The organism is Parazoarcus communis (assembly GCF_003111645.1).
GTDB lineage: Bacteria > Pseudomonadota > Gammaproteobacteria > Burkholderiales > Rhodocyclaceae > Parazoarcus > Parazoarcus communis_A.
Window position 1 is genome coordinate 1,124,912 of record NZ_CP022187.1, and the last position, 25,329, is coordinate 1,150,240.

Consider the following 25,329-nt stretch of genomic DNA (forward strand, 5'->3'; position numbering starts at 1 on the left):
CCCACAAAGCCGTGCTCGCTGTTGATCCGGGCCTACAAGCCCTTGACTGGAAACGCTTTAGACATGAAAAACGCCGCCTCGCTCACGTACCGCCTGGCCCTCGCGTTTGCCATCGCCGCGCTTGTTGCACTCGCACAGTACTGGCTCTGGCAACAATTCAACCGTGGTTCCGAAGTTGCAGGCGTGACCCAGAGCATCAAGGGATTCGCCTACAACGGGTTTCAGCGTGACCAAAGCCCGCTGCTCGGCACCTATCCTACTGACGCCCAGCTTGGTAGCGACCTCGACCTGCTCGCCAGCGCAGCCGACAACCTGCGCACCTACGGCGTCACCGACCTGCCGAGCCTGCTTGCCATCGCAGGCGAACGCGACCTGCTCGTCACCGCCGGCGCCTGGCTGGACCGCGACAAGGAAAAGAACGATCGCGAGATCGATGCCCTCGTCGAGGCCGCACGCAAGATGCGCCACGTCGAGCGCGTCATGATCGGCAACGAATCCATTCTGCGCGGCGACCTCAGCCCGGAAGAGCTCATTGTCTATCTCGACCGTGCGCGCAAGGAACTGCGCAAGCCCGTGTCGTCTGCCGAACCCTGGCACGTCTGGCTCAAGTACCCGGAACTGGCCAAGCACGTCGATTACATCACCGTACACCTTCTGCCCTACCACGAAGGCGTGCCCGTCGAGGCCGCGGTGAACTACGCTTTCGAGCGTTACGACGAACTGGCAAGAACCTTCCCGAAGAAGAAGATCGTCGTTGGCGAGATCGGCTGGCCGAGCAAGGGTCCGGTCATCGGCGCGGCCGTACCTTCGCTCGACAACGAAGCCCGCTTCATCCGCGAGTTTCTTGCCAACCCCCGCACCGCCCGTATCGACTACTTCCTGATGGAAGCGATCGACCAGCCGTGGAAAGTCGAAATCGAAGGCTGGGCCGGCGCCTACTGGGGCATGTTCAACGCCGACCGCCAGCCCAAGTTCGCGCTTGAAGGCCTGGTTCAGCGCGATCCGCACTGGAGCAAGAAAGCGAGCAACGCCGGCGTCCTTGCGCTGCTGCCGATGTTCCTGATTGCCTTCTTCCTCACCGACTGGAGCATCGCCGGCCGCATCTTTCTTGCTGGCATGATCCAGGCCTGTGTGTCGACGCTGATCGTCGGCCTCAACGTACCGGTGGACTACTACCTGACCCAGCGCGACCTGATCGGACTCGGCATGCTCATTGCCGCGACCGGCATGACGGCGGCCGTGCTGCTGTCGCATGGCTTCGAGTTCGGCGAAATGCTGTTCAAGGACAAGTGGCGCCGCCGCTTCATGCCCTTGCCGCCGCATGCACCCGACGAGCAGCCCTTCGTGTCGATTCACCTGGCCTGCCACAATGAACCGCCGGAAATGGTGATCGCCACCATCGACAGCCTGGCCGCACTCAACTACGCCAACTTCGAAGTCCTCATCCTCGACAACAACACCAAGGATGACGCCCTGTGGAAGCCGCTGGAGAAGCGTTGCGCCGAACTCGGCCCGCGCTTCCGCTTCTTCCACCTGATGAACTGGCCAGGCTTCAAGGCCGGTGCGCTGAACTACGGACTCAAGGTCACCGACCCGCGCGCCGAAGTCGTCGGTGTGGTCGATGCCGACTACGTGGTCGACCCCGAGTGGCTATCCTGTCTCATTCCGCACTTCGACAAGCCCGATGTCGCTGTCGTGCAGGCGCCGCAGGCCCACCGCGACTGGGAAACCCAGCCCTTCCGCCGCATGTGCAACTGGGAGTTCGACGGTTTCTTCCGCATTGGCATGCACCACCGCAACGAGCGCAACGCACTGATCCAGCACGGCACCATGACGCTGGTGCGCAGGCTCGCGCTCGAAGAGGTCGGCGGCTGGTCGGAGTGGTGTATCTGTGAAGACACCGAACTCGGCCTGCGCCTGATCGAAAAGGGTTACGACACCCGCTACGTGGATCACATCCTTGGCCGCGGCCTGACGCCGTCGGACTTTGCCGCGATCAAGAGCCAGCGCTTCCGCTGGGCCTTTGGTGCAATGCAGATCCTCAAGAACCACCTGCCGCACATGGTCGGCCGCAGCACGCTGAACCTGGCGCAGCGCTATCACTTCCTGACGGGCTGGTTCGCCTGGCTGGGAGATGCCCTGCAACTGGTGTTTGCGTTCGGCAGCCTGATCTGGACGCTCGGCATCCTCGCCTTCCCCAAGGCCTTCGGACTGCCGGTCACTGCGCTCGCCTTCCCGATTCTTGGTTTCATGGCATTCAAGGCCGCGCTGGGACCGATCCTCTATCGCCGCACGATGGACTGCCCGTGGAGGGACATCCTCGGTGCATCCATCCTCTCGGTCGGACTTGCACACTCGATCGCCCGCGGCGTGTTTGCCGGGCTGGCGAAGAAGAAGGGCGAGTTCGTCGTTACGCCCAAGGGCTGGAAGGCAAAGGGTGCGCTGGCCTTCTTCGGCCCGATCCGGGAAGAGATCGGCATGCTGCTGGCGCTGATCCTGGGTGCGGTTTCGCTGGTCATGACCCGCGGCGCCGACAACCTCGAAACCCAGCTGTGGGTTGGCATCCTCTGCCTGCAGTGCATCCCCTACGTCGCGTCCATTGCGTGTCAGGTGGCCGCCTACATGCCCGACCGCCAGACTGCCGACAGCGACTGCAAATTGCAGCCCGCGCACTGACGGTCGCAAACGACAGACGAAAAAACGGCGGGCTCAGGCCCGCCGTTTTCTTTTGCTGGTGCCCGCCCGTGGGCAGGACGACAGAACCCGTGCAGGCTCAGGCCGCCGCCAGCCGCCACAGTGAGGTCATTTCTGCCGACCGGGCATGGTGCAGCGGATCGGACTCATCCGTGGCACGTGAATGCCGGGGCCGGATTTCCGTGCGCGCCACGACTTTCAGGCCATTCTTCGCGATCTCCTCCTGCAGGAACTCACGGCTGCGCAGGCCGAGGTGCTCCGCGAGGTCGGACAGGATCAGCCAGCCTTCGCCACCCGGCGTCAGGTGTGACGCCAGTCCGCTCAGGAAGCCCTTGAGCATGCGGCTGTCGGGATCGTACACCGACTGCTCGAGCAGGGAACTGGCGGCGGCCGGCAGCCAGGGCGGGTTGCATACCACCAGCGATGCGCGGCCATCAGGAAAGAGGTCGGTGGTCTCGATCTCGACCTTGCCGCTCATGCCGAGGCGCTCGATATTGTCGCGTGCGCATGCGATCGCGCGCGGCGACTGATCGGTCGCAATCACGCGTGCCACGCCACGCCGAACCAGCAAGGCTGCCAGCACGCCGGTACCGGTGCCGATGTCGAACGCAAGTGCCTTGCCCGGCAGCGGCGCCTTGGCGACGAGATCCACATACTCGCCCCGCACCGGCGAATACACGCCGTAGTGCGCGTGGATCCGCGCGCCGAGTTCCGGGATTTCAACGCCCTTCTTGCGCCACTCGTGCGCACTGACGACCCCGAGCAATTCACGCAGGGACACGACAAAGGGCCCCGTGCTCTCGCCGTAAGCCTCAACGCAGGCTTCGCTGATATCCGGCGCACGGCGCAGCGGAATGGTGTAATCCTCGCCCACGGGAATCAGCAGCATGCCGAGAATACGGGCACGCTGTGCCTGCGACTGCCGATAGAGGTGGAAGGCATGGGCCGGCGTCACATCGGCCGCCTTGGCCTTCTTGCGCGCAGCCTTTTTCGGTTTCGGCTCGGCGCGCCGCGCCACCGCCTGCAACAGCAGGCGCGCGTTCTGGAAGTCGCCACGCCACAGCAGGGCCGTGCCCTCGCACGCAAGACGGAAGGCCGTATCCGCGTTCATGGTGTCGTCGGCCATCTGCACGCGACGCGGTGGCGGCGTCCCACTTTCTGAATGCCAGCGCGCAGTGCACGCTTCGTCTTGTTCGATCCAGCTCAACTGGGGATCAGTCATGGTCGGAAACTCCGGAATGATTGAAAACCTGTGCGCACCGCGGCGCTGCAGGATGAAAATGCGGCGGTCAGGGGACCGCGGGCAATGAAATTTCGTGGCTGCGCTGAGCGCCGGACGTCAGCGCCCGGCAATCGTCGAGAAAGGTTCTGATCGCTGCCGTATGGTACTTCCCGCGGCGCCAGATGAACTGAAAACGACGCCGCAGATCGAGCTCGGGGGTCTCCACCGGGACCAGGCTGCCACGCCTGAAGGCATCGCGCAGCGCCAGCCTCGAGATGCAGCCAATCCCAAGCCCGCTCTCCACTGCACGCTTGATTGCTTCCGTGTGCTCGAGTTCGAGCTGAACTCGCAGCCCCCCCTCCCAGTGGCGCAGGGCCTGCTCGAAAGTCTCGCGGGTACCCGATCCGCGCTCGCGCAGAATCATCGGCTCGGCTGCAATCTCTGCCAGGGTCGCAGTGGACTGCTGCGCCAGGCGGTGGGACGGCGCGCAGAACACCACCAGTTCGTCGTCCACCCAGGGTTCGATCTCGATCTCACGATCGAGAACCTGCCCCTCGATGAGGCCAAGATCGATTTCATGATGAAGTACCTGGGCCACCACGTTGGCCGTGTTCTGCACCTGCAGTTGAACATGGCTTTCCGGATGTCGTTGCAGAAAGCCCGAAACAATCAGCGGCAGCAGGTAATTGCCGATGGTCAGCGTCGCCCCGACCCGCAGGCTTCCGAGTCCGCGCTCCCCACGCAACAGCGCCTCTACCTCCTCCGCACGGTCCAGCAGCTCCACCGCGCGCGGCAGCAGCAGACGTCCCTGCTCATTCAGGTGCAGACGCCGGCCGTGACGATCGAACAGCTGATGCTCGAACTGGTTCTCCAGTTCTGCGAGCGCCGCGCTGGTCGCCGATTGCGACAGGTTGAGCGCTTCGGCGGCACGCGACACATTGTCACTGCGGGCGATGGCAACAAAGGCTTCAATCTGGCGAAGGGTGTACTTCATATTCATAAAACCGGTAAGGCTTAGCTGAATTATCCACCATTCAGGTAAAGAAGCGCCGGTAAACTTCGCTCATCACTCATTCACCCAAGAGCACGCCATGAGCAATCTGAATCAGGAACGCATTCTCAGCGTCCATCACTGGAACGACTCCCTGTTCAGTTTCCGCACCACCCGCAACCCCGGCCTGCGCTTCGAGAACGGACAGTTCGTCCTGATCGGCCTCGAACTCGACGGCCGTCCGCTGACGCGCGCCTACAGCATCGCCAGCCCCAACTACGAGGAGCACCTCGAGTTCTTCAGCATCAAGGTGCCCGACGGTCCGCTCACTTCGCGCCTGCAACACCTGCGCGAAGGCGACCCGATCGTGGTCAGCAAGAAGCCCACCGGCACGCTGGTGCTGCACGACCTTCGCCCCGGCCGCAACCTGTACCTGATGTCCACCGGTACCGGACTGGCACCTTTCATCAGCGTCATCCAGGACCCGGAAACCTATGAGCGTTTCGAGCGCATCGTCCTGATCCACGGCGTGCGCCATACCTCCGAACTCGCCTACGCCGACTTCATCGAGAAAGACCTGCCCGAGAACCCCTGGTTTGGCGAGTCCGTGCGTGAAAAGCTCATCTACTACCCGACTGTCACCCGCGAACCCTTCCGCAACAACGGCCGCCTGACCGATCTCATCCGCTCCGGAAAGCTGCTGAGCGATTGCGACCTGCCGCCCCTCGACCCCGCGCTTGACCGTGCGATGATCTGCGGCAGTCCGTCGATGCTCGCCGACTGCTGCACCCTGCTCGACGAACGGGGCTTCCAGATCTCCAAGCGTATCGGCGAACCCGGCGACTACGTGATCGAACGTGCGTTCGTGGAGCGCTGAACAATCGACCGGCCCGCTTGTTTCGGCAACCGGGCCGGTACGCAGGACGGCATACCACGAAAGGAATATCTTTAAACTTCTCCCGAAGTGCGAAGAGTTCTCAAATTCCTTGATCAGGGTCAAATTGGCTGAACTCTGCGGAAGTATGATTCCACAGTGAAAAACAGTACGCCTAATTTTGTTATAGCTGGCCTGCTGACCGTATTTGCTGCCACTCTGGTCATCCTGACCTGGCGTGAAGCGCCATCGGCAGCCTCCTCATCGCCCACCACACTGATGATGGCCGATGTCATCCGGCGCGCGGAGCCGATTTCCCCCCTGCCGGCCGATCCGCAGCTTATAGACCCGCGTCGCGCCGGCCTCGGCGAACGTCTCTTTCACGATCCTGTGCTGTCGGTCGATTACACGATCTCCTGCGCCAGCTGTCACCCGCTCGACAGGGCCGGCGCCGACGGTCTGCCCGCCTCCAGAGGGGTGGGTGGCGCACCCGGCACCGTCAACACCCCGACTGTATTCAACGCCGCCCTGAACTTCGCTCAGTTCTGGGACGGACGGGCCGCAACGCTGGAAGAGCAGGTTGCCGGCCCGCTTCACAACCCGGTGGAAATGGGCTCCAGCTGGAGCCTGGTGATCGAGCGTCTGAACAAGAGTGACGACTATCGCAGCCTGTTTGCCGAGCTCTATCCACAGGGCATCAGCGCGGAAACGATCGCCGATGCACTGGCCGCTTTCGAGCGCAGCCTGCTGACACCCGGAGCCCGGTTCGACCAGTACCTGCGTGGCAGGACCGACGCCCTCAGCGCCGATGAGATCGAGGGTTACGCCCGTTTCAAGAGTCTCGGTTGCGCCAGCTGCCATCAGGGCGTCAACGTCGGCGGCAACCTGTTCCAGCGCTTTGGCGTGATGGGCGATTACTTTGCCGACAAAGGCATGAGCAACCCGGCCGACCTCGGCCGTTTCAACGTCACCGGCCGCGAGGAGGATCGATACGTTTTCCGTGTCCCGAGTCTGCGCAACGTCGCCCTTACCGCGCCCTACTTTCACGATGGCAGCGTCGAGACACTGGACGATGCAGTAGAGATCATGGCGCGCTATCAGCTCGGCCGACCGCTCACCAGGGAGGACCGTCGGCTTCTCGTGGCGTTTCTGCACACGCTCAGCGGCAGCTTTCGTGGAGCACCCCTGAAATGAGCGCCCACGAACGGCCGACACTGCTGCCCACCATCATCAGTCGCACCGGCTTCGCGTGGATGCTGGTCGCCATCGTCATTGCTGCCAGCCTGCTGAGCTGGCTGTTCCTGCGCGCCGATGCGATCTCGCCCCAGGCGCACGAGCACTATGCGCGCGAACTCAGGCTGTTGCGTCAGGCGGACGCCGAACTCAACGCTGCGGTGCTGGCCAGCCGCGTCGGCATTCAGCTTGACTTCGACACCATCGGCACGGCAACCGGCGAACTGCACAAGGTGGTGTCCGAGCTCGAGGACGTTCCCGGCTTTCTGTCCGCCAGCGACCGTCTTCAAGTGCTGAACCGCGTCGCACAATATCGCGATGTGCTGGAACAGAAGATCCGCCAGATCGACCTGTTCAAGCGTGAGCACTCGGTGCTCCGCAACTCCCTTGCCTATCTGCCGCTCGCAACCGACCTCCTGATCGGCGACGACACCGCACCGATCGCACAGACCCGGCCGATCGGGATCTTCGTGCGGGGCGTGATGACCCATGCACATACCGCTGATGCGCAGCTCGCACAGCGGCTCGAAGAGAGCATGACGAAGCTCGAATCGATCGTCGCACAGCTGAAAGGGGCGCATCAACAGCAGATGACCAACGTGCTGCTGCATGGCCGAGTGATCCTCGAGCGCAAGCCGATTCTCGACACCCTGACCCGCGAGACATTGGCCATGCCCACCGCGGCGCTTGGCGAAGAGCTGGCGCAGACCTATGCCCGCGGCTATGAGCGGGCTTCCCGTACCGCCCACAACTACCGGGTCAGCCTCTATGTGCTGGCGCTGGTCCTTGCCGGCTATCTGGCGCTCGTCATGCTCCGGCTTGCCAAGACATCCGGCGACCTGGCGCAGGCAAACCGGCAGCTCAAGGAACGCATCGCGACGCTCGATCGCACCCAGCACGATCTCAAGCTCTATGCAACCGTGTTTACCAATGCCACGGAAGGCATGCTGATTACCGATGGCAGCGGCAGGATCGTCGCCACGAACCCGGCATTCAGCGAAATCACCGGATACACGACGGCGGAAATGCTTGAATGCTCTCCGTCCATGCTGAAGTCAGGCCGCCAGCCCGAAAACTTCTATCGTGACATGTGGCGCACCCTGGACCGGCGCGGTCAATGGCAAGGTGAAATCTGGAACCGGCGCAAGAATGGCGAAGTCTATCCAGAGTGGCTGTCGATCACGGCCGTGCGCAACCAGGACGGCGCGACCAGCCACTACATCGGGCTGTTCTCCGACATCACCGAGCGCAAGCGCGCCGAGGCTCGCATCCACCACCTTGCACATCACGACAGCCTGACCAACCTGCCCAACCGCCTGCTGCTGCAGGACAGGCTGGAGCAGGCCATCCTGCAGTCGCACCGGGTCGGAAGCCACACCGCCGTGCTGCTGCTCAACCTCGACCGCTTCAAGACCATCAACGACTCGCTCGGACACGATCTTGGCGATGGTCTGCTGCAACAGGTCGCACACCGCTGTCTTGCGGTCGTGCGTGAAACCGACACCGTCTCCAGACCGGGCAGCGACGAGTTCGTGCTGGTCGTTCCCGACATCGATCATCCCCAGGATGCGGCGATCGTTGCACGAAAAGTCCTGCAGACCGTGGGCCGTCCCTACCTGCTGGGCGACCACGAGATCACGGTCACGGCCAGTATCGGCATCGCCATTTTCGATGGCGACGGGCTTACGCCGGCGGAGTTGCTGCGCAATGCCGATGCCGCCATGTATCGCGCCAAGGCCGAGGGGCGCGATGCCTATCAGTTCTATTCGGCAGACATGAACTCAGCCTCGCTCGGCGACCTGCTCCTCGAGAACCAGCTGCGTGGCGCGCTGGAACGCAACGAACTCGAGCTCCACTACCAGCCCAAGGTATGCGCGACCAACGGACGTCTGGTGGGTGCTGAAGCCCTGTTGCGCTGGCGCCATCCGGATCTCGGCCTCATCTCGCCGGGCCGCTTCGTCCCGGTGGCGGAGGAGTCCGGGCTCATCGCGCCGATCGGCGAATGGGTGATGCGCGAGGCCTGCCGCCAGCTGCAGGTCTGGCGTGACGCGGGCATGATGCCGGTGCCGGTTGCAGTCAATCTCTCCGCACACCAGTTCACGCAGCGCAAGCTGTCATCACTGGTCGAGGAGGTCCTGACCGAAACCCGTCTGCCAGCCGGACTGCTCGGGCTCGAGCTCACCGAAACCATGCTGATGCGCGATGTAGACCGCACCATCGAGACCCTCAACATCCTGCGGGACATGGGTATCGACCTTTCCATCGACGACTTCGGCACCGGCTATTCCTCGCTCTCCTATCTCAAGCAGTTCCGCGTCAACGTGCTGAAGATCGATCGCAGCTTCGTCAATGACATCCACCGCGAGAATACCGACGGCAAGATTGCCGCCGCGGTGATCGCCCTCGCCCACAGTCTGGGCATGAAGGTGGTGGCCGAAGGCGTCGAGACCGAAGCCCAGCGCGAGTTTCTGCTCGCACACGGATGCGACCAGTTCCAGGGCTATCTGTTTGGTCGTCCGGTACCGGCAGCCGAGTTCGAGAAGGCCTTGACCGCGCGTCGAATGGGGCTGCCCGGCACCGTGCTGGCCAAACTGCACGAGGACGTCACCAGCATTTGACCTGAGCGCCGCGCCACGACACACTCGGACCTCCCTTCTGCAGGAGCGTCAGGCCATGGATGAGACCCCGGACACGTCGGCAAACACGCCGATTTACGAAGTCCCGCTGCGCGCACTGGACGGGCAGGAGCACACGCTCGCCGAGTACGCGGGCAAGGTGATGCTGATCGTCAACACCGCCAGCCAGTGCGGCTTCACGCCGCAGTACGCCGGCCTGGAGACGCTTTACAAGAACTACGCCGAACGCGGCTTCGTCGTACTCGGTTTTCCGTGCAATCAGTTCGGTTCGCAGGAACCCGGCAACGAAAGCGAAATCGCGAGCTTTTGCGAGACGAACTACGGCGTCAGCTTCCCGATGTTCGCAAAGATCGACGTCAACGGCGACAACGCACACCCGCTCTTCGATTGGCTCAAGGACAACGCCAGGGGCGTGCTCGGCACTGAATCGATCAAGTGGAACTTCACCAAGTTTCTGGTCGATCGCGAAGGCGTGGTCGTCGGCCGCTACGCCCCGACAACGACGCCGGCGTCGATGGCTTCCGACATCGAGAGCCTGCTGGATGCCTGAGCCGCGCGGGCTTGCGCGCACCTGCGCTGGCATCACGCAGTCGGGTTCATTGGGTCCGTGTTCATTGGCATCTCTCACAGGCTCGCCGAAGCGCAGCTGAGTATTCCGTACAGACATGCGCCGCCTGTTTCTCGCTCTGGCCGCAGCAGCGACCCTGCTGCTCGCCGGCCTCTCCCTTGTGGTTGTGGCCAGTCTCGATTCGTCCGCGCTGGTCCGCCGCAGCGAAACGATCTCGCCCGCAGCGGTCGCGGAGGCCCGCCGCCTGCTCGCGCACAACGATCCAAGACAACTGCAGCCCGGCCAGTCGCGGCTGGTCATGGTCCCGGCGCGGCTCATCGACGAAGGCGTCAATCACCTCGCCACACGTTTCGGCGGCGGGCAGGCAGCATTTACCGCCGCGGCCAGGCAGGCGGAACTCCGCCTTACCCTGCCCGTACCGCTGATTACGGTGGAACGCTATCTCAACGTGCGCGCCCGCCTGAGCGATGATGGCAAGCAGCTTCGCATCGATCGCATTCAGGTCGGCAGTCTGAGCCTTCCGCCACAATCGGTGTTGCCGCTCATCGGACTGCTGGCACGGATCGGCGGATACAGCGAGGAATGGCGCCTCGTCCGCAGCTCGGTCAGGCGCGTTGCGATTGCAGCCAGCGGCAACAGGGTGGACATCGCCTATGTCTGGCAGCCCGAACTCCTGAGCCGCGCACGCGCACTGGCGCTCTCGAACGACACCACACAACAGCTCGAAACCGCTCAGCGCGACCTTGCGGGGCTGCTGGGTTTCCGCGCGCAAGGACAGGCACTGCCCCTGCCTGCGGTACTCAAACCCATGCTGCAGGCGGGTAACGACGCATCCCTTGCACGTCGCCGCGCTGTACTCCTCGTCCTTGCCAGCTATCTCGCAGGGCGCGACCTTGCCGCAGTCATTCCCGAAGCGGCTGCATGGCCGCGTCCGCCGCGCCGGGCGCTGACGCTTCACCGCCGCGTAGACACTGCTCAGCATTTCATCATCTCGGCGGCGCTGTCGGCATGGGCAGGCGAGCCGATCGCGGACGCCATCGGCCTGTACAAGGAGCTTGAGGACGCCCGCAGTGGCAGCGGCTTCTCCTTCGCCGACCTTGCCGCCGATCGTGCCGGCACCCGCTTCGGCAAGCTCCTCACCGACGATCCGGCGCGCATCGACGCCGCACTCGCTGCGCCGATGCGCGACGGCGATCTCGTCCCCATCCTGCGGGGCCTGCCCGAATTCATCACCGAAACGGAATTCCGCCGCCGCTTCGGTAGCACAGAGAGCGCGGCCTACGGTCAGCTGGTCGCCGAAGTCGAGCGCCGCATCAGCGCCCTGCCGCTGTATCGCTGATCGGCGCGCCCGAATGCGGCGCCGCAGCCATCGCCACATGGCGGCCATCCCGTCAGCTGGGGTAGACTCCACGGTTTCGTGTCCATCCCTTCCGGAATTCCATGGCCCAATACGTAATGTCGATGCTGCGCGTGAGCAAGACCGTTCCGCCCAAGCGTCAGATCATCAAGGATATTTCCCTCTCCTTCTTCCCCGGCGCCAAGATTGGCCTGCTCGGCCTCAACGGCTCGGGCAAGTCCACCGTGCTGCGCATCATGGCCGGCGTCGACAAGGAATACGAAGGCGAAGTCCAGCATCTCGCCGGTCAGCGCATCGGCTACCTTGCACAGGAACCCGAGCTCGACCCCGCCAAGACGGTGAAGGAAGAGGTCGAGTCCGGCCTCGGCGAGATCGTCGAAGCACGCCAGAAGCTGGAAGAAATCTACGCCGCCTATGCCGAACCCGACGCCGATTTCGACAAGCTTGCCGAAGATCAGGCGAAGTACGAAAACATCCTGTCCTCCGCCGGCGCCGACATCGAGACACAGATGGAGATCGCCGCCGACGCGCTGCGCCTGCCGCCCTGGGATGCCGTTGTCGGCAACCTGTCCGGTGGTGAGAAGCGCCGCGTCGCGCTGTGCAAGCTGCTGCTGTCGCGCCCAGACATGCTCCTCCTCGACGAACCGACCAACCACCTCGACGCCGAATCGGTCGAGTGGCTGGAGCAGTTCCTCACCCGCTTCCCCGGCACCGTGGTCGCAGTGACCCACGACCGTTACTTCCTCGACAACGCCGCCGAGTGGATTCTCGAACTCGACCGCGGACACGGCATCCCGTGGAAGGGCAACTACTCGTCCTGGCTGGAGCAGAAGGGCGAGCGCCTGGCGCAGGAGAGCAAGCAGGAAGCCGCCCACCAGAAGGCGATGAAGACCGAACTGGAGTGGGCACGCTCCAACCCGAAGGCACGTCAGGCCAAATCCAAGGCCCGTCTGGCGCGCTACGAGGAAATGACCACGGTCGAGTACCAGAAGCGCAACGAGACCCACGAGATCTTCATTCCGCCCGGCGAGCGTCTCGGCGACAAGGTCATCGAATTCAACGACGTCTCCAAGGCCTTCGGCGACAAGCTGCTGATGGACAAGGTCAGTTTCAGCGTACCGCCCGGCGCCATCGTCGGCGTGATCGGTCCCAACGGCGCCGGCAAGTCGACCCTGTTCAAGATGATTCAGGGCAAGGACACGCCCGACAGTGGCGAAGTGGTCATCGGCTCGACGGTGAAGATTGCCGCAGTGGATCAGTCGCGCGAAGGTCTGGCCAACGACAAGACCGTGTTCGAGGCCATCTCCGACGGCGCCGACATCCTGACTGTCGGCCGCTTCGAAATGCCGAGCCGCGCCTACATCGGCCGCTTCAACTTCAAGGGTGGCGACCAGCAGAAGATCGTCGGCAACCTGTCGGGTGGTGAGCGTGGTCGCCTGCATCTTGCCAAGACCCTGATCGCCGGTGGCAACGTGCTGCTGCTCGACGAACCGTCCAACGACCTCGACGTCGAGACCCTGCGCGCGCTCGAAGATGCGCTGCTCGAATTCGCCGGCTGCGCGATGATCATCTCGCACGATCGCTGGTTCCTCGACCGTATCTGTACCCACATCCTGGCGGCCGAGGGCGATTCGCAATGGACCTTCTTCGCTGGCAACTACCAGGAATACGAAGAGGACAAGCGCAAGCGTCTGGGTGAAGAAGGCGCCAAGCCCAAGCGCATCCGCTACAAGCCAATCTCGCGTTAAGCGGCTTGCGCATCACCAGGGACAGACCGCCGCCAATCCCGGCGGTCTGTTTTCGTTTGAACACATTTAGGGATGTCCGCCATGGTCAGTATCGGCACGCCACTCTCCCCCACCGCCACCCGCGTGCTGCTGTGCGGCTCGGGTGAACTCGGCAAGGAAGTTGCCATCGAACTGCAGCGCTTCGGCTGCGAGGTGATCGCGGTCGACCGCTACGCCAACGCACCCGCGATGCAGGTCGCGCATCGCAGCCACGTCATCAGCATGCTCGACGGCGCTGCGCTGCGTGCCGTCATCGAACAGGAGAAGCCGCACTACATCGTGCCGGAGATCGAGGCCATCGCCACTGCGACCCTCGTCGAGCTCGAGGCCGAAGGCTACACGGTGATCCCCACCGCGCGCGCGGCCCAGCTGACGATGAATCGCGAGGGCATCCGCCGCCTCGCCGCAGAGACGCTCGGTCTGCCCACCTCGCCCTACCGCTTCGCAGACAGTTTCGAAGACTATGCGGCGGCGGTTGAAGCGCTCGGCTTCCCCTGCGTGGTCAAACCGATCATGAGCTCCTCGGGCAAGGGCCAGAGCCTGCTGCGTTGCGCAGACGATGTTCAGAAGGCCTGGGATTACGCCCAGGAAGGCGGCCGCGCCGGCAAGGGCCGGGTGATCGTCGAAGGCTTCATCGATTTCGACTACGAGATCACCCTGCTCACCGTGCGCCACGCCGGCGGCACCACCTTCTGCGCCCCGGTCGGTCATCGTCAGGAGAAAGGCGACTATCAGGAATCGTGGCAGCCGCAGCCGATGACAGCCGAAGCGATTGCCGCCTCCGAGCGCATCGCACTGGCCGTCACCGAGGCATTGGGCGGGCGCGGCCTGTTCGGGGTGGAGCTGTTCATCAAGGGGAATGAGGTGTGGTTCAGCGAAGTCTCACCACGCCCGCACGACACCGGTCTCGTCACCCTGATCTCACAGGACCTGTCGGAGTTTGCGCTGCATGCGCGTGCAATTCTCGGCCTCCCGATCCCGGCCATTCGCCAGCACGGCCCGGCAGCGTCCGCAGTGATCCTGGTCGAAGGCGATTCGACCCAGCCGGTGTTCGGCAATCTCGACGCTGCCCTGAGCGAGCCCGATACCGCCCTGCGGCTGTTCGGCAAACCCGAGATCAAGGGCCAGCGCCGCATGGGTGTCGCGCTCGCACTCGACGACAGTATCGAGGACGCGCGCGCCAAGGCCTTGAGGGCTGCGAGCGCAGTCAGCACCCAGCGCTGACCGCAGGACGGCCGGCAGACGGTTTCGCCGCCGGCCGTATGCGGGCATACTGAAGGCGTTGTGCGCTGCAACGTCGATCGCCGCAGGTTCGTCCAGGCCACGACGGCGACGGTCGCATCCCGGACTCACCGACATGACTCGATACGATGGAGCCGCCATGAGCCCACCCCCCACCGAATCGGCCGCAAGCGCCGACGTCCTGCCCGACTACCTGCGGGAAACCTATACCTGGGCCTACCTAAGCCACCGTACCCTGCCCTGGCTGGACCGCAGCCTGGTGGTCTCCGCGATTCTGTGGGGCAATGCCGGGCGCCTGATGCGTGCTGCGGTGGCGGAGTTTTCGCCCGGGCAGCGGGTGTTGCAGGCCGCCTGCGTATATGGCGTTTTCTCACCGATGCTAGCGGCACGCGTCGGCGAAAACGGCGCGCTCGATGTCGTCGACGTGGCGCCGATCCAGATCGCCAATGTGCGCAGAAAGCTGGCCGCGCATACCCATGCCCGTGCCCGCCTGGCCGATCTGAGCGAGCCGTTGGGCAGCAAGACGTATGACGGGGTGTGCTGTTTCTTTCTGCTGCACGAAGTCCCTGAAGACCAGCGCCGGAAGATCGTCGACAATCTGCTCGCCGCAGTCGAACCCGGCGGAAAGGCGGTGTTTGTCGATTATCATCGCTGCGCGCGCTGGAACCCGCTTGCTCCGGTGATGAACCTGGTGTTCCGGACGCTGGAGCCTTACGCCCCTTCCTTGCTCGACACTCCGATTGAATCGATGTCGGGCCGCGCTGGCGAGTTCGACTGGACGCATCGCACCCTGTTCGGCGGGCTGTACCAGCATGTTGTTGCGATTCGCCGCAAGGCCTGACCGCTACTGAGAAAACATCCGGAAACTGACATGACCTACGAAGAACATCTGGACGAAGTCTGCACCCTGCTCTACGAGAACTTCGGCCAAAGCGAAGAAGATGCCGTTGCGATGGTGATGCGTGCGCAGGAAGATGAGTTCTTCAGCGGCCACGACGACGATCCGTCGATCTGCACCAAGGAACGCGCGGACCTCGACGCCCGCGCAGTGTTCAAGAAATACGGGCCGGCCCCCAAGCGCAAGCGCTGAGAACCGGCCCCGCCCCCGACACCGCGCTCAGGCGGCAGCGCGGGAGGTCGGCGTAGCGTTCTGCATGCGCTTGAGTTCGGGCACGCAGGAGCCGCAGTTGGTGCCGCAGCGGGTTCGCGCCTGCAGGGCATCTAGCGACTCGCCGGCGCGGAAGGCCGCCAGGATGTCGTCTTCCGACACGTCGAAGCAGTTGCAGATCACCTTCCCACGCATCACCTTGCCCGCGGGCGGCTGCGTGACCGGCGCCAGCAGCCAGTTGCGCACCGGTGCGGCGGATTCGCGCCTCACCATCAGATCGGTCAGCCAGTCGGACGCCAGCGCCTCACCCGCCAGACGAACGGCCGTCAGCCGGTCACCGTCGACGCGCGCATGTTTTGCGATGTCACGGCGGCTGTCGCTGTAGCTCAGCGTCTTTAGCGGATCGTCCAGTCCGAGCGCACGATCGAGCTCGGCCAGCAGCGCCTGTTCGATCTGCTCGCTGCGCGCCTTGAGCACCACCACCGGGTGCTCACGTCCGACCAGGGTCAGGCTGGCATAGGGGAAGCCGGACAGCAGGGGTCTCAGGCGCTCCATCAGCGCGTGCGGATTGTCCGCGCCGGCCTCGCCGCTTGCACGCATTGCCACCAGCGTGTGAGCGGCCACGAAGGCCTCGACCTGTACGGCTGCATGCTTCAGTTCGGGCTGCTTCGAATGCGGATCGAACTTCGACGGCATCAGCGTGTTCGAGCCCAGTCCGGACATCGCGTTGCCGCCCCAGTGCATCGGCAGGAAACACTGCCCAGCGCGCACGGTGGTCGACTCAAGCACCTTGACCACGATCCTGCCGCCTCGCGCGCGCACCGTCACCAGATCGCCGCCCTTCAGCCTGCGCCGCGCGAGATCCTCGGGGTGCATGTGCAGCAGCGGCTCCTGCTCATGGTTGTAGAGGCGCGCCACCAGACCGGTGCGGCTCATCCCGTGCCACTGGTCGCGCAAACGCCCGGTGATCAGATGCAGGGGGTAGCGCGCGCTGGGCGACTCCGCCGTCATCGCGTGCTCGGTCACCACGAAGCGCGCCTTGCCCGAAACGGTCGGGAACACTCCGTCTTCGTAAAGGCGCTGCTTCCCGGAGCTTGCACCCTCGGGGAACGGCCATTGCTGCGGACCGTCCGCCTCCAGCATCGCGTACGACAGGCCGGTGATGTCGAGATCGCGACCGCGCGTGCTTTCGCGGTGCTCGTTCCAGATCGATTCCGGGTCGGCGTAGGGGAACATGCGCTGGGCAAGCTCGCCCTTGCCCAGCGCGACCCCGAGCCGGCGTGCAAAGTCGACCGCGATCTGCCAGTCGTGCCGTGCCTCTACCGGCGCCGCGACGGCACCCCGGACGCGCGTGATGCGGCGCTCGGAGTTGGTCACCGTGCCGTCCTTCTCGCCCCAGGTCGTCGCCGGCAGCAAGACATCGGCGTGGCGACAGGTTTCGGTGTGGGCGAAGGCTTCCTGCACCACCACCAGTTCGGCAGTGGCCAGCGCCTCATGCACCAGGGTCTGGTCGGGCATCGACTGCGCCGGGTTGGTACAGGCAATCCAGACCGCCTTCACCTCGCCCGACTTGAGCGCCTGGAACAGCTCGACGGCGCTCTTGCCGGGTTTCTCCGGCACCGAATCCACGCCCCACAGGGCTGCAACCTCGGCACGGTGCGCCGGGTTCGCCAGATCGCGGTGCGCCGACAGCAGGTTGGCGAGACCACCGACCTCGCGCCCGCCCATCGCGTTGGGCTGTCCGGTCAGGGACAGCGGACCGGCGCCCGCACGACCGATCTGGCCGGTGGCCAGGTGGAGGTTAATCAGTGCCGCGTTGTTGTGGCTGCCAAACGCATACTGGTTCAGCCCCTGACAGTACATCGAGAGCGTGGCCGGGCTGCTGGCAAACCACTCCGCCGCGGTTTCGATCTCCTTCTTGCTCAGTCCGCAGATCGCCGACGCCATGGCCGGTGTGTATTCACGCACGGTCTTCTTGATCGCATCGAAGCCCTCGGTGTGGGCCTCGATGTAGTCGCGTTTCACCAGACCTTCCCACAGCATCACATGCAGCATGCTGTTGTAGAGCGCGATGTCGGTGCCGGGGAGCAGCGCAAGGTGTAGGTCCGCTGCCTCGGCAGTGTCGGTGCGGCGCGGATCGATCACGATCAGCTTCATCGCCGGATTTGCCGTGCGCGCGTCCTCGACCCTGCGGAACACGATCGGGTGCGCAAACGCGGTGTTGCTGCCGGCAATGACCAGACAGTCGGTATGTGCAATGTCCTCGTAACTCGCCGGCGGCGCGTCGGCGCCGAGCGTCATCTTGTAGCCGCTGACCGCACTCGACATGCACAGGCGCGAGTTGGTATCGAGGTTGTTGGTGCCAATCAGGCCTTTCACGAGCTTGTTGAAGACGTAATAGTCCTCGGTGAGCAGCTGTCCCGCACCGTAGAACGCCACAGCATCCGGCCCATGTTCACGGATGATGGCGGCAAAACGGTCGGCGACATGATCGAGCGCCGCTTCCCAGCTCACCCCCTGACGCGCGGTCTCACGTGCAGTGCGCAACTCGGGCCGAAGCGCGCGGACGGCGAGGGTTTCAGGTCCAGCCGACAGATGCAGCGTCGATCCCTTGGTACATAACCTGCCGAAGTTGGCCGGATGCGCGGGGTCGCCACGCACACCGGTAATCCGATCGCCTTCGTGCTCGATGATGACACCGCAGCCAACGCCGCAATAACAACAGGTGGAACGCGTTTCTGCCATGCTGGACTCCTTGTTTCAGGACCTCTAGCAGAAAGCTTGCCAGCTTGGCACTGAGCAACGGGCACGCTTCCGGGGCAAGCCCGGCCATTCGCGCATCAATCCGGTGCACCACCCCCGCTCTACGCACTGAAACCGTGCCAGGCTTCACGAATCGTTCCGCGCAGCCGTCCGGCACACGGGTGCAGATGGTAGGCTATTCAGGTTTGGCGCCAAGTTGATGTACTGGTCGCCGGCACCGCGCCCCGGGGCCGTGGAACCCTCCCTCGAACAGGATCGATGAAAGAACTTACCCGCCCCACCATTGCACACTACGACCGCGAAGCAGCCGGATTCCGCGACGGAACCCGCGATCACGACGTCAGCCAGAACTACGCTGCATTCCTGGGTGCGATTGAAGGACCTGCCCCTTTCACCCTGCTCGATTTCGGATGCGGGCCGGGGCGTGACCTGAAGTATTTCAGCGCGCTCGGGCATCAGGCGGTCGGGCTGGACGGTTCGGCAGCCTTTGTCGGCATGGCAAGCGTCGACACCGGCTGCGCGGTGCTGCACCAGGACTTCATCGCACTCGACCTGCCGACCGGACATTTCGATGGCGTTTTTGCCAACGCCTCGCTGTTTCATGTGCCGCGCCCGGCGCTGCCCGATGTGCTGACCCGGTTGCATCGCACACTGAAGCCGCGCGGCGTCCTGTTCAGTTCGAATCCGCGTGGCGACAACCAGGAAGGCTTCAGCGGCGAACGCTACGGCTGTTACTACAATCTGGAAACGTGGCGTCAATTGCTCGCCAGTGCCGGCTTCACGGAATTGCATCACTACTACCGGCCACCCGGTCTGCCGTGCGCACAACAGCCCTGGCTTGCCAGCGTGTGGCGCAAGCTTTGAACACCTGCCTTATTCAGGCATGCTTGCAACTGACATCTTGATGCGGTCACCGACCGCCGCAGTTGCAAGGTGTCCGGCACCACCCACTCGGGGCAGCACGCCCCGTCAGAAGGAGTAAATAGCATGAGCTTCGGAAACATCATCGGACAACTGCTGCAGCAAGGCATGGCCAATCAGAGCCGTGGCCGCCTCGATCACGCCCTGGGTTCACAGGGCCTCGGCGGCATGGGCGGGCTCGAAGAGATGCTTGGCGGCCTGCTCGGCGGCCAGGGTGGTGCGCAGCAAAACCCGCAGTCGAATGCAATGGGCGGTGGCGGCCTCGGCGGTCTGCTCGACATGGCGGCCGGTGCGCTTGGCGGTGGACGCAGTGCAGGTGGCACACAAGGCGGCGGTCTGGGTGATCTGGCCGGCATGCTGCTTGGTGGCGGGCGGTCGGGCGCGTCGGGTGGCGCGGGCGGTCTGGGCGACCTCGCGGGCATGCTGCTCGGCGGCGGACGCAGAAACACCCGTGGCGGTGCCAGCGGTGGTGGCATGGCGATTCTCGGCACGCTGGCCATGGCCGCGTTCAAGCACTGGCAACAGTCCCAGAGCGCCGGCGCGGCTGCCGCAATGCCCGCCATGGCACCGCAGCAGTTCGCCGAACTCACATCGCCACAGGCCGAAACCCTGGTGCTGCGCGCGATGATCAGCGCCGCCAAGGCCGACGGCCAGATTGACGACGAAGAGATCCAGCGCATTGTCGGCAAGATCGACGACGACGGCGTCAGCGCCGAAGAAAAGCAGTTCATCACCGATGAGCTGCGCGCGCCACTCAACCTTCAGGCGCTGGTCGCCGACGTACCGGACGCACTGGTCGGTACTCAGGTGTATGCCGCATCCCTGCTTGCGATCAACCTCGACACCGAAGCCGAGCGCAACTACCTGCGCACCCTGGCGCAGATGCTGCAACTGGATGCAAGCGCAGTCGAACGCCTGCACTCGCTCACTGGCGCGCCTCAGCTCTGACACCGCTTACAGGAGAATCACTGAAATGCTTCAACGCCTGATCCGCCGCTTTTCACTGCTGCTCAGCCTGGTCGCCCTGCTGGGGCTGTCGGGCTGCGGCTATAACGACTTCCAGCGTCTGGACGAAGAGACCAAGGCCGCGTGGGCCGAAGTGCTCAACCAGTACCAGCGTCGCGCCGACCTCGTTCCCAACATCGTCGCCACCGTGAAGGGCGAAGCCGACTTCGAGCAGACCACCCTCACCCGGGTGATCGAAGCGCGTTCGCGTGCCACCGCGATTCAGGTCACCCCTGAAACCCTCAACGACCCGCAGGCCATGGAGCGTTTCCAGCAGGCACAGGGGCAGCTCGGCGGCGCCCTGTCGCGACTGCTGGCCGTATCCGAGAACTACCCCAATCTGAAGGCGAACCAGGGCTTCCAGGAACTGCGGGTACAGCTCGAGGGTACGGAGAACCGCATCACCGTGGCTCGCAACAAGTACATCGGCGCGGTGCAACAGTACAACGTGCTCGCGCGCAGCTTCCCGACCAATCTGACCGCGATGATCTTCAGCTACGCGCCCAAGGCCGGCTTCACGGTTGCAAACGAGGCCGAGATTTCGCGTCCGCCGACAGTGGATTTCGGTAGCCAGGGTTCGCGCTGAGGCATGTCAGGACGCGGGATGATTCACGTCAGTTCGAACCGCAGTGCGCGTCGGCATGGCCAGACACGGCTTTCGTCCCTGATCGCACTCTCCTTGCGCTGGCTCACCTGTGCAATGCTGCTGCTGAGCACAGCAGTGTTTGCTCAGGCGGTGCTTCCGGTGCCCGAACTGAGCGCCCGGGTCATCGATCAGACCGGCACGCTCGACGCGGGCGTCCGTCAATCGCTCGAGTCCAGACTGGCCGCATTCGAAACCGAACGCGGCAGCCAGATCGTGGTGCTGGTTGTCGCGAGCACCGCGCCGGAGGACATCGCCTCGTACGCCTTCCGCGTTGCCGATCAATGGAAGATCGGCCGCCGCGAGGTAGGCGACGGTGTGCTGCTGGTGGTCGCCAAGAATGACCGCAAGGTCCGGATCGAGGTCGCACGCGCGCTCGAAGGCGCCGTGCCCGACGTCATCGCCTTTCGCATCATCGACGGCCTCATCACCCCGCGCTTTCGTGACGGCGACTTTGCCGCCGGCATTGCGGCGGGCGTGGAGGGCCTTATCGCCCGCATCTCCGGCGAAGACCTGCCACTCCCTGTACAGTCCGCCTCCTCAGGCGATGACTGGGACTTCTCGCTCGAAGACATCGCCGCCTTTCTCTTTGTAGGTGTGCCGGTGCTCGGAGGCATTCTCACCAGCGTGCTTGGACGCAAGCTCGGCACCCTGGCCACAGCCGGCGTGATGGGCTTCATCGTCCAGCTGATTACCGGCAGCCTGCTGCTGGCGATCGTCGGCGGCGTGCTTGCGCTGATCTTCACCATCGCCATCGGTGGCGGCGGCGGGGGTGGCGGCTTTGGCGGGGGCGGCCCCGTCATCCGCGGAGGTGGCTTCGGAGGTGGTCGCAGCAGCGGTGGGGGCGGCTTCCGCTCTGGCGGAGGCGGCAGCTTCGGTGGTGGCGGCGCGTCGGGAGGCTGGTGATCATGAACCTGACAACAAGACTCCTGCGCCATTTCTGGCTCGACGCCGACGACGCCTTCCGCCTGCTGGGCGAGGCCGCACTCAACCGGCTCGACCAGCGCATCCACGACAGCGAACTGAAGCACACGGGCGAGATCTGCCTGTGCATCGAGGCGAGTCTGCCGCGGGCAATGCTCTGGCGCCACGCCTGGCACCGCGAGCCGATCGAAAACCTTGTGCGCGAACGTGCGATCGACCTCTTCTCCACCATGCGGGTGTGGGACACGGCCGACAACAACGGCGTACTGATCTACGTCCAGCTCGCCGAGCACCGGATAGAGATCGTCGCCGACCGGGGCATCGCCGACCAGCTCGGGCCTGAGCAGCTCGGCAGCGTGCTGCCACGCGTGCTCGGCACCTTCGCCAGCGGCGACCATGAAGCGGGACTGGGCATCGCCATCGATGCCGTGGATGCCGCGCTGAGCGCACGGTTCCCGGACGTCGGGCAGACAATCAGCCGCGCGCGCGGAAACCAGCTCCCCAACCGACCGGTCGTGCGCTGAGCCGGACCTGCTGCCCGGCGAAGCCGCTAAGCTGATCTACCCCTATCGGGTGATGCCGGCCGACGGCAGCCGTCCCGTCGGCGCCGCACTCAATGGCGCGTTTGCCAAGGTTCTGCTGCGCGAAATCGGCAGCACCGCGGCGCGCACGCACAAGGTGTTCAGCGATTCCACGACCAAGCTTTATGCGAATGTGCTGTCGTCGGTACTGCACGATTGCGTGGCCAAGTCTGCGCTCGCGATGGACATCATGGATCGCAAGCTCTCCGAGCGCGCCAACGACTGCCGCTGGTGGGCACTGACGAGCGCATTCTCATCATGCTGTCCGCCGAAGCAATCCTGAGTCGCCTGATCGGCGTGGTGGCGGGCGAGCTCGGGGACGAAGCGGAAATGCAGCCGCGGTTCGAAGTGCGTTACGGCGTCGAGTGATGGCTGACGCCGTCAGCTTGACTGCTTGATCGCGAGCACCGCCTGGTTGCGCAGGGTTTTCAGCAGCGACAGCTCGCGCTCCGAGATCACGATTTCACCGGCGTGATCCTTGTCGGCGTAGATCAGGGCCACCGGTTTCTGCTTGATCGTGAGCGGCAGCAGCACAAAGGTGGACGCCTGCACCGAGTCCCGGAACCAGCCCGGGATGCGATCGGCAATCCCCGGATCGTTCACATCCGAAATCAGGATGTCGGCGCCCTTTGAGGTGGCGACGTGAAAGATGTCGGGCGTGAAGCTGAGCGGGAAGCAGAACTTCCTCGCCAGCTCGGACACCTCCGGCCCCAGTCCGAACCGCCCCTGCATGGTGTTGCTGCGAGCGTCCCGGATGCACAGCAATACGCGCCTGAAGCCGATCGCGCGATACATCGTCTCGAGGATGATGCGCAGCACATCGTTAAGTTTGAAGTCTTCGACCAGGGTGTTGCTGATGTCCTGAATTCCGGCCGACAGTACGGTCTCGGTATCCACCCGCAGCCCGTCCGCGTCGAACACGCCTGAGGGTATGGTGCCACCTGAGCCACCCTTGCTGACGGCGGCAGCCTCGCTCGCTGCGCCCTCGTCCTCATCTTCGCCATGGGCCGTCCCCTTGCTGCGGCTGAACTTCTTCAGCTGCTGGCCGAACTGGGTCTGGTGCAGGTTGATACGGATGATGCGGGAAAAATCGGTCAGCTGCTCGATCGAGGCATTGACGGTCTCCCGCAAATCGAACTCGGCCGCCGGCAAGGCATCGCCAAAGCGTGCGGCAGTGCACTGGAGCTCGCGTTCGCGCTGCTCCGGATCGACCAGCGCGAGCGCAGAGCAGATCTCGTTCGAGAATCCCGCCAGCACGCGCAATCGCTCCTCGTTCGTCGCCGGCTTGCGCACAGCGCCCGTCGGCAGACGATGCATGCTGTCAACGATCAACGCAGGAAAACCCCAGCTGCGGGCGATCCCGACACCAAGCTCATCGAAGCTGATGCCCAGCACACGATGCACGGCCGCATCCTCGCCACACTCCTTCTGTGTAACCAGACGCCGGATCTCCTCGCTCTCGTCCGGAAAGTAGAACTGCGACAGCAGACGGCCCAGACCGTGGAACATCGAGCAGATATACGCCTGCTCCAGATCGCGCGAACGCAGTCTGACCGCCAGCTCGCGCGCAAGCAGCGCCGCAAGATTGGCGCGCAGGAACGCTTCCTTGAGCTGGCTGGCGTTGTGCTTGTTCTGCAGGTGTTCGAACAGGAGCACGGTGATCGCGATGTTGCGTACCGCATCGAAACCGAGCACCAGAACCGCCCGCGAGATCGTGCTGATATTGCCTGCCCCGGCCTGATGGTAATAGACCGAATTGACCAGGCGCAGCAGCTTGTTGGTCAGCGAGAAGTCGCGCAGGATCAGGGAAGACAGCTTGTTGATGCTTTCGGATTCGCTGCCGGCAATGCGATTGATCGCCCCGACCGACTCGGACAGTGCCGGGAAATCGCTCTTGTGTCGCATGCGCCGCAACAAGAACTCCACCGTGCTCTGGCTTCCGCCCGAGGGCGGCGCTTCTTCCAGAGGCGCGAGCCAGCCCTGCAGCGCCTGCTCGAACTCGGTCGCGGTCTGGTAGCGCGTCGCCGGATCGCGTGAAACCGCGCGCAATGCAATCCCGACCAGGCGCTCGTCCAGCCCGCAGTCGTCGGGCAGAACGACCGACTCCGTGGCCACCTTGCGCATCACCGCATCAATGTCGTCGCCAACGAACAGTCTGCGCCCGAGCAGCATCTCGACCAGGATCACCCCGGCGGCGAACACGTCCCCGCGCGCACTCACCTCACGCTCGAGAATGTACTCCGGCGCCATGTAGGCCGGCGTGCCGGAGAACGCGCCTGCAACGCCTTTGCCGCCCGCCAACCGACGGGCAATGCCAAAGTCCATCACCCTTGGCGTGCCACCACCGTCCATCAGCACGTTGCCCGGCTTCAGGTCGCGGTGGATCACCCCTTCCGCATGCGCGGCAGCGATGGCCGCGAGAATCCGCACCATCAGCCCTGCGGCACGGGCGGGCTCGACCACGCCCTCTCGTTTCATGAAGCGGGCAAGGCTCTCTCCCGGCACATACTCGAACACCAGGTAAGGGTCGCCGGCAAACTCCCCGGCCTCGAAGATGGGCACGATCCCCGGGTGGCGCAGACGGCTGACGCTGCGAGCCTCGGCGAGCAGGGCTTCGCCCATGGCGGCACGCTTCTCGCTGAAATGTACCGTTTTCACCGCCACTTCGCGCTCGAGCTGGGGATCGAAGGCGAGAAATACCACGCTCTGCGCACCGCGCCCGAGTTCTCGCTGCAGTTCGAAGCGTCCGATTGCGTTTGTCATTGTTATTTGATTCTGGC

General features: G+C 64.2%; 20 protein-coding genes. 16 read left to right on the plus strand and 4 right to left on the minus strand.

Annotation, left to right across the window (positions count from 1 at the left end):
- The first annotated feature begins 63 nt into the window (after window positions 1–63).
- A complete protein-coding gene (locus CEW83_RS05225) occupies window positions 64–2,676 on the plus strand; it encodes a glycosyltransferase (RefSeq protein ID WP_108948390.1) in 2,613 nt (870 codons plus the stop codon).
- Window positions 2,677–2,773: 97 nt separating this feature from the next.
- On the opposite strand, the gene CEW83_RS05230 is transcribed toward CEW83_RS05225, so the two are convergent.
- Entirely contained in the window at window positions 2,774–3,916 is a 1,143-nt protein-coding gene (locus CEW83_RS05230) for a methyltransferase (RefSeq protein WP_108948391.1), read from the minus strand.
- A 67-nt stretch (window positions 3,917–3,983) separates the two neighbouring features.
- Window positions 3,984–4,910: a LysR family transcriptional regulator gene (locus CEW83_RS05235; protein ID WP_108948392.1), complete on the minus strand. Its 927-nt coding sequence runs from the start codon at window positions 4,908–4,910 to the stop codon at window positions 3,984–3,986.
- A gap of 97 nt (window positions 4,911–5,007) precedes the next feature.
- Here CEW83_RS05235 and CEW83_RS05240 point away from each other — a divergent pair, with 97 nt between their 5' ends.
- The 9 genes from CEW83_RS05240 to CEW83_RS05280 all read left to right on the plus strand — a co-directional run bounded on the left by CEW83_RS05240 (window position 5,008) and on the right by CEW83_RS05280 (window position 15,694).
- A complete protein-coding gene (locus tag CEW83_RS05240) occupies window positions 5,008–5,784 on the plus strand; it encodes a ferredoxin--NADP reductase (protein ID WP_108948393.1) in 777 nt (258 codons plus the stop codon).
- 156 nt (window positions 5,785–5,940) lie between these two features.
- Entirely contained in the window at window positions 5,941–6,975 is a 1,035-nt protein-coding gene (locus CEW83_RS05245) for a cytochrome-c peroxidase (RefSeq protein ID WP_234419000.1), read from the plus strand.
- Window positions 6,972–9,632 (plus strand): EAL domain-containing protein, encoded by a 2,661-nt coding sequence (locus tag CEW83_RS05250; RefSeq protein WP_234419001.1) that lies wholly within the window; start codon window positions 6,972–6,974, stop codon window positions 9,630–9,632. Before CEW83_RS05245 ends, CEW83_RS05250 begins: the two co-directional genes overlap by 4 nt.
- Before the next feature lie 55 nt (window positions 9,633–9,687).
- Window positions 9,688–10,200: a glutathione peroxidase gene (locus tag CEW83_RS05255; protein WP_108948395.1), complete on the plus strand. Its 513-nt coding sequence runs from the start codon at window positions 9,688–9,690 to the stop codon at window positions 10,198–10,200.
- Between the two features lie 115 nt (window positions 10,201–10,315).
- Window positions 10,316–11,557 (plus strand): hypothetical protein, encoded by a 1,242-nt coding sequence (locus tag CEW83_RS05260; RefSeq protein ID WP_108948396.1) that lies wholly within the window; start codon window positions 10,316–10,318, stop codon window positions 11,555–11,557.
- 101 nt (window positions 11,558–11,658) lie between these two features.
- Window positions 11,659–13,323, plus strand: a complete 1,665-nt coding sequence (gene ettA, locus CEW83_RS05265) for an energy-dependent translational throttle protein EttA (RefSeq protein WP_108948397.1) — start codon at window positions 11,659–11,661, stop codon at window positions 13,321–13,323.
- An 81-nt stretch (window positions 13,324–13,404) separates the two neighbouring features.
- Window positions 13,405–14,586 (plus strand): formate-dependent phosphoribosylglycinamide formyltransferase, encoded by a 1,182-nt coding sequence (gene purT / locus CEW83_RS05270; protein WP_108951222.1) that lies wholly within the window; start codon window positions 13,405–13,407, stop codon window positions 14,584–14,586.
- A 157-nt stretch (window positions 14,587–14,743) separates the two neighbouring features.
- Entirely contained in the window at window positions 14,744–15,445 is a 702-nt protein-coding gene (gene rquA, locus CEW83_RS05275) for a rhodoquinone biosynthesis methyltransferase RquA (protein ID WP_108948398.1), read from the plus strand.
- A 30-nt stretch (window positions 15,446–15,475) separates the two neighbouring features.
- Window positions 15,476–15,694 (plus strand): hypothetical protein, encoded by a 219-nt coding sequence (locus tag CEW83_RS05280; protein WP_108948399.1) that lies wholly within the window; start codon window positions 15,476–15,478, stop codon window positions 15,692–15,694.
- 27 nt (window positions 15,695–15,721) lie between these two features.
- Here the strand turns inward: CEW83_RS05280 and CEW83_RS05285 are convergent, their stop codons facing one another.
- Entirely contained in the window at window positions 15,722–18,457 is a 2,736-nt protein-coding gene (locus CEW83_RS05285; RefSeq protein ID WP_108948400.1) for a nitrate reductase, read from the minus strand.
- A 276-nt stretch (window positions 18,458–18,733) separates the two neighbouring features.
- On the opposite strand from CEW83_RS05285, the gene CEW83_RS05290 reads away from it, so the two are divergent.
- The 6 genes from CEW83_RS05290 to CEW83_RS05315 all read left to right on the plus strand — a co-directional run bounded on the left by CEW83_RS05290 (window position 18,734) and on the right by CEW83_RS05315 (window position 22,832).
- Complete coding sequence (locus CEW83_RS05290; RefSeq protein ID WP_108948401.1) at window positions 18,734–19,339, plus strand: class I SAM-dependent methyltransferase; 606 nt, start codon at window positions 18,734–18,736, stop codon at window positions 19,337–19,339.
- A 123-nt stretch (window positions 19,340–19,462) separates the two neighbouring features.
- Window positions 19,463–20,344, plus strand: coding sequence for a tellurite resistance TerB family protein (locus CEW83_RS05295; RefSeq protein WP_108948402.1), 882 nt, complete (start codon window positions 19,463–19,465; stop codon window positions 20,342–20,344).
- Between the two features lie 25 nt (window positions 20,345–20,369).
- A complete protein-coding gene (locus CEW83_RS05300; RefSeq protein ID WP_108948403.1) occupies window positions 20,370–20,987 on the plus strand; it encodes a LemA family protein in 618 nt (205 codons plus the stop codon).
- A 114-nt stretch (window positions 20,988–21,101) separates the two neighbouring features.
- Entirely contained in the window at window positions 21,102–21,950 is an 849-nt protein-coding gene (locus tag CEW83_RS05305; protein ID WP_159099520.1) for a TPM domain-containing protein, read from the plus strand.
- Window positions 21,951–21,952: 2 nt separating this feature from the next.
- Window positions 21,953–22,492 (plus strand): TPM domain-containing protein, encoded by a 540-nt coding sequence (locus tag CEW83_RS05310; protein WP_108948405.1) that lies wholly within the window; start codon window positions 21,953–21,955, stop codon window positions 22,490–22,492.
- 49 nt (window positions 22,493–22,541) lie between these two features.
- A complete protein-coding gene (locus CEW83_RS05315) occupies window positions 22,542–22,832 on the plus strand; it encodes a hypothetical protein (protein WP_159099388.1) in 291 nt (96 codons plus the stop codon).
- 98 nt (window positions 22,833–22,930) lie between these two features.
- Here CEW83_RS05315 and CEW83_RS05320 read toward each other — a convergent pair whose 3' ends face one another.
- Complete coding sequence (locus CEW83_RS05320; protein ID WP_108948407.1) at window positions 22,931–25,312, minus strand: protein kinase domain-containing protein; 2,382 nt, start codon at window positions 25,310–25,312, stop codon at window positions 22,931–22,933.
- Between the last annotated feature and the right edge of the window lie 17 nt (window positions 25,313–25,329).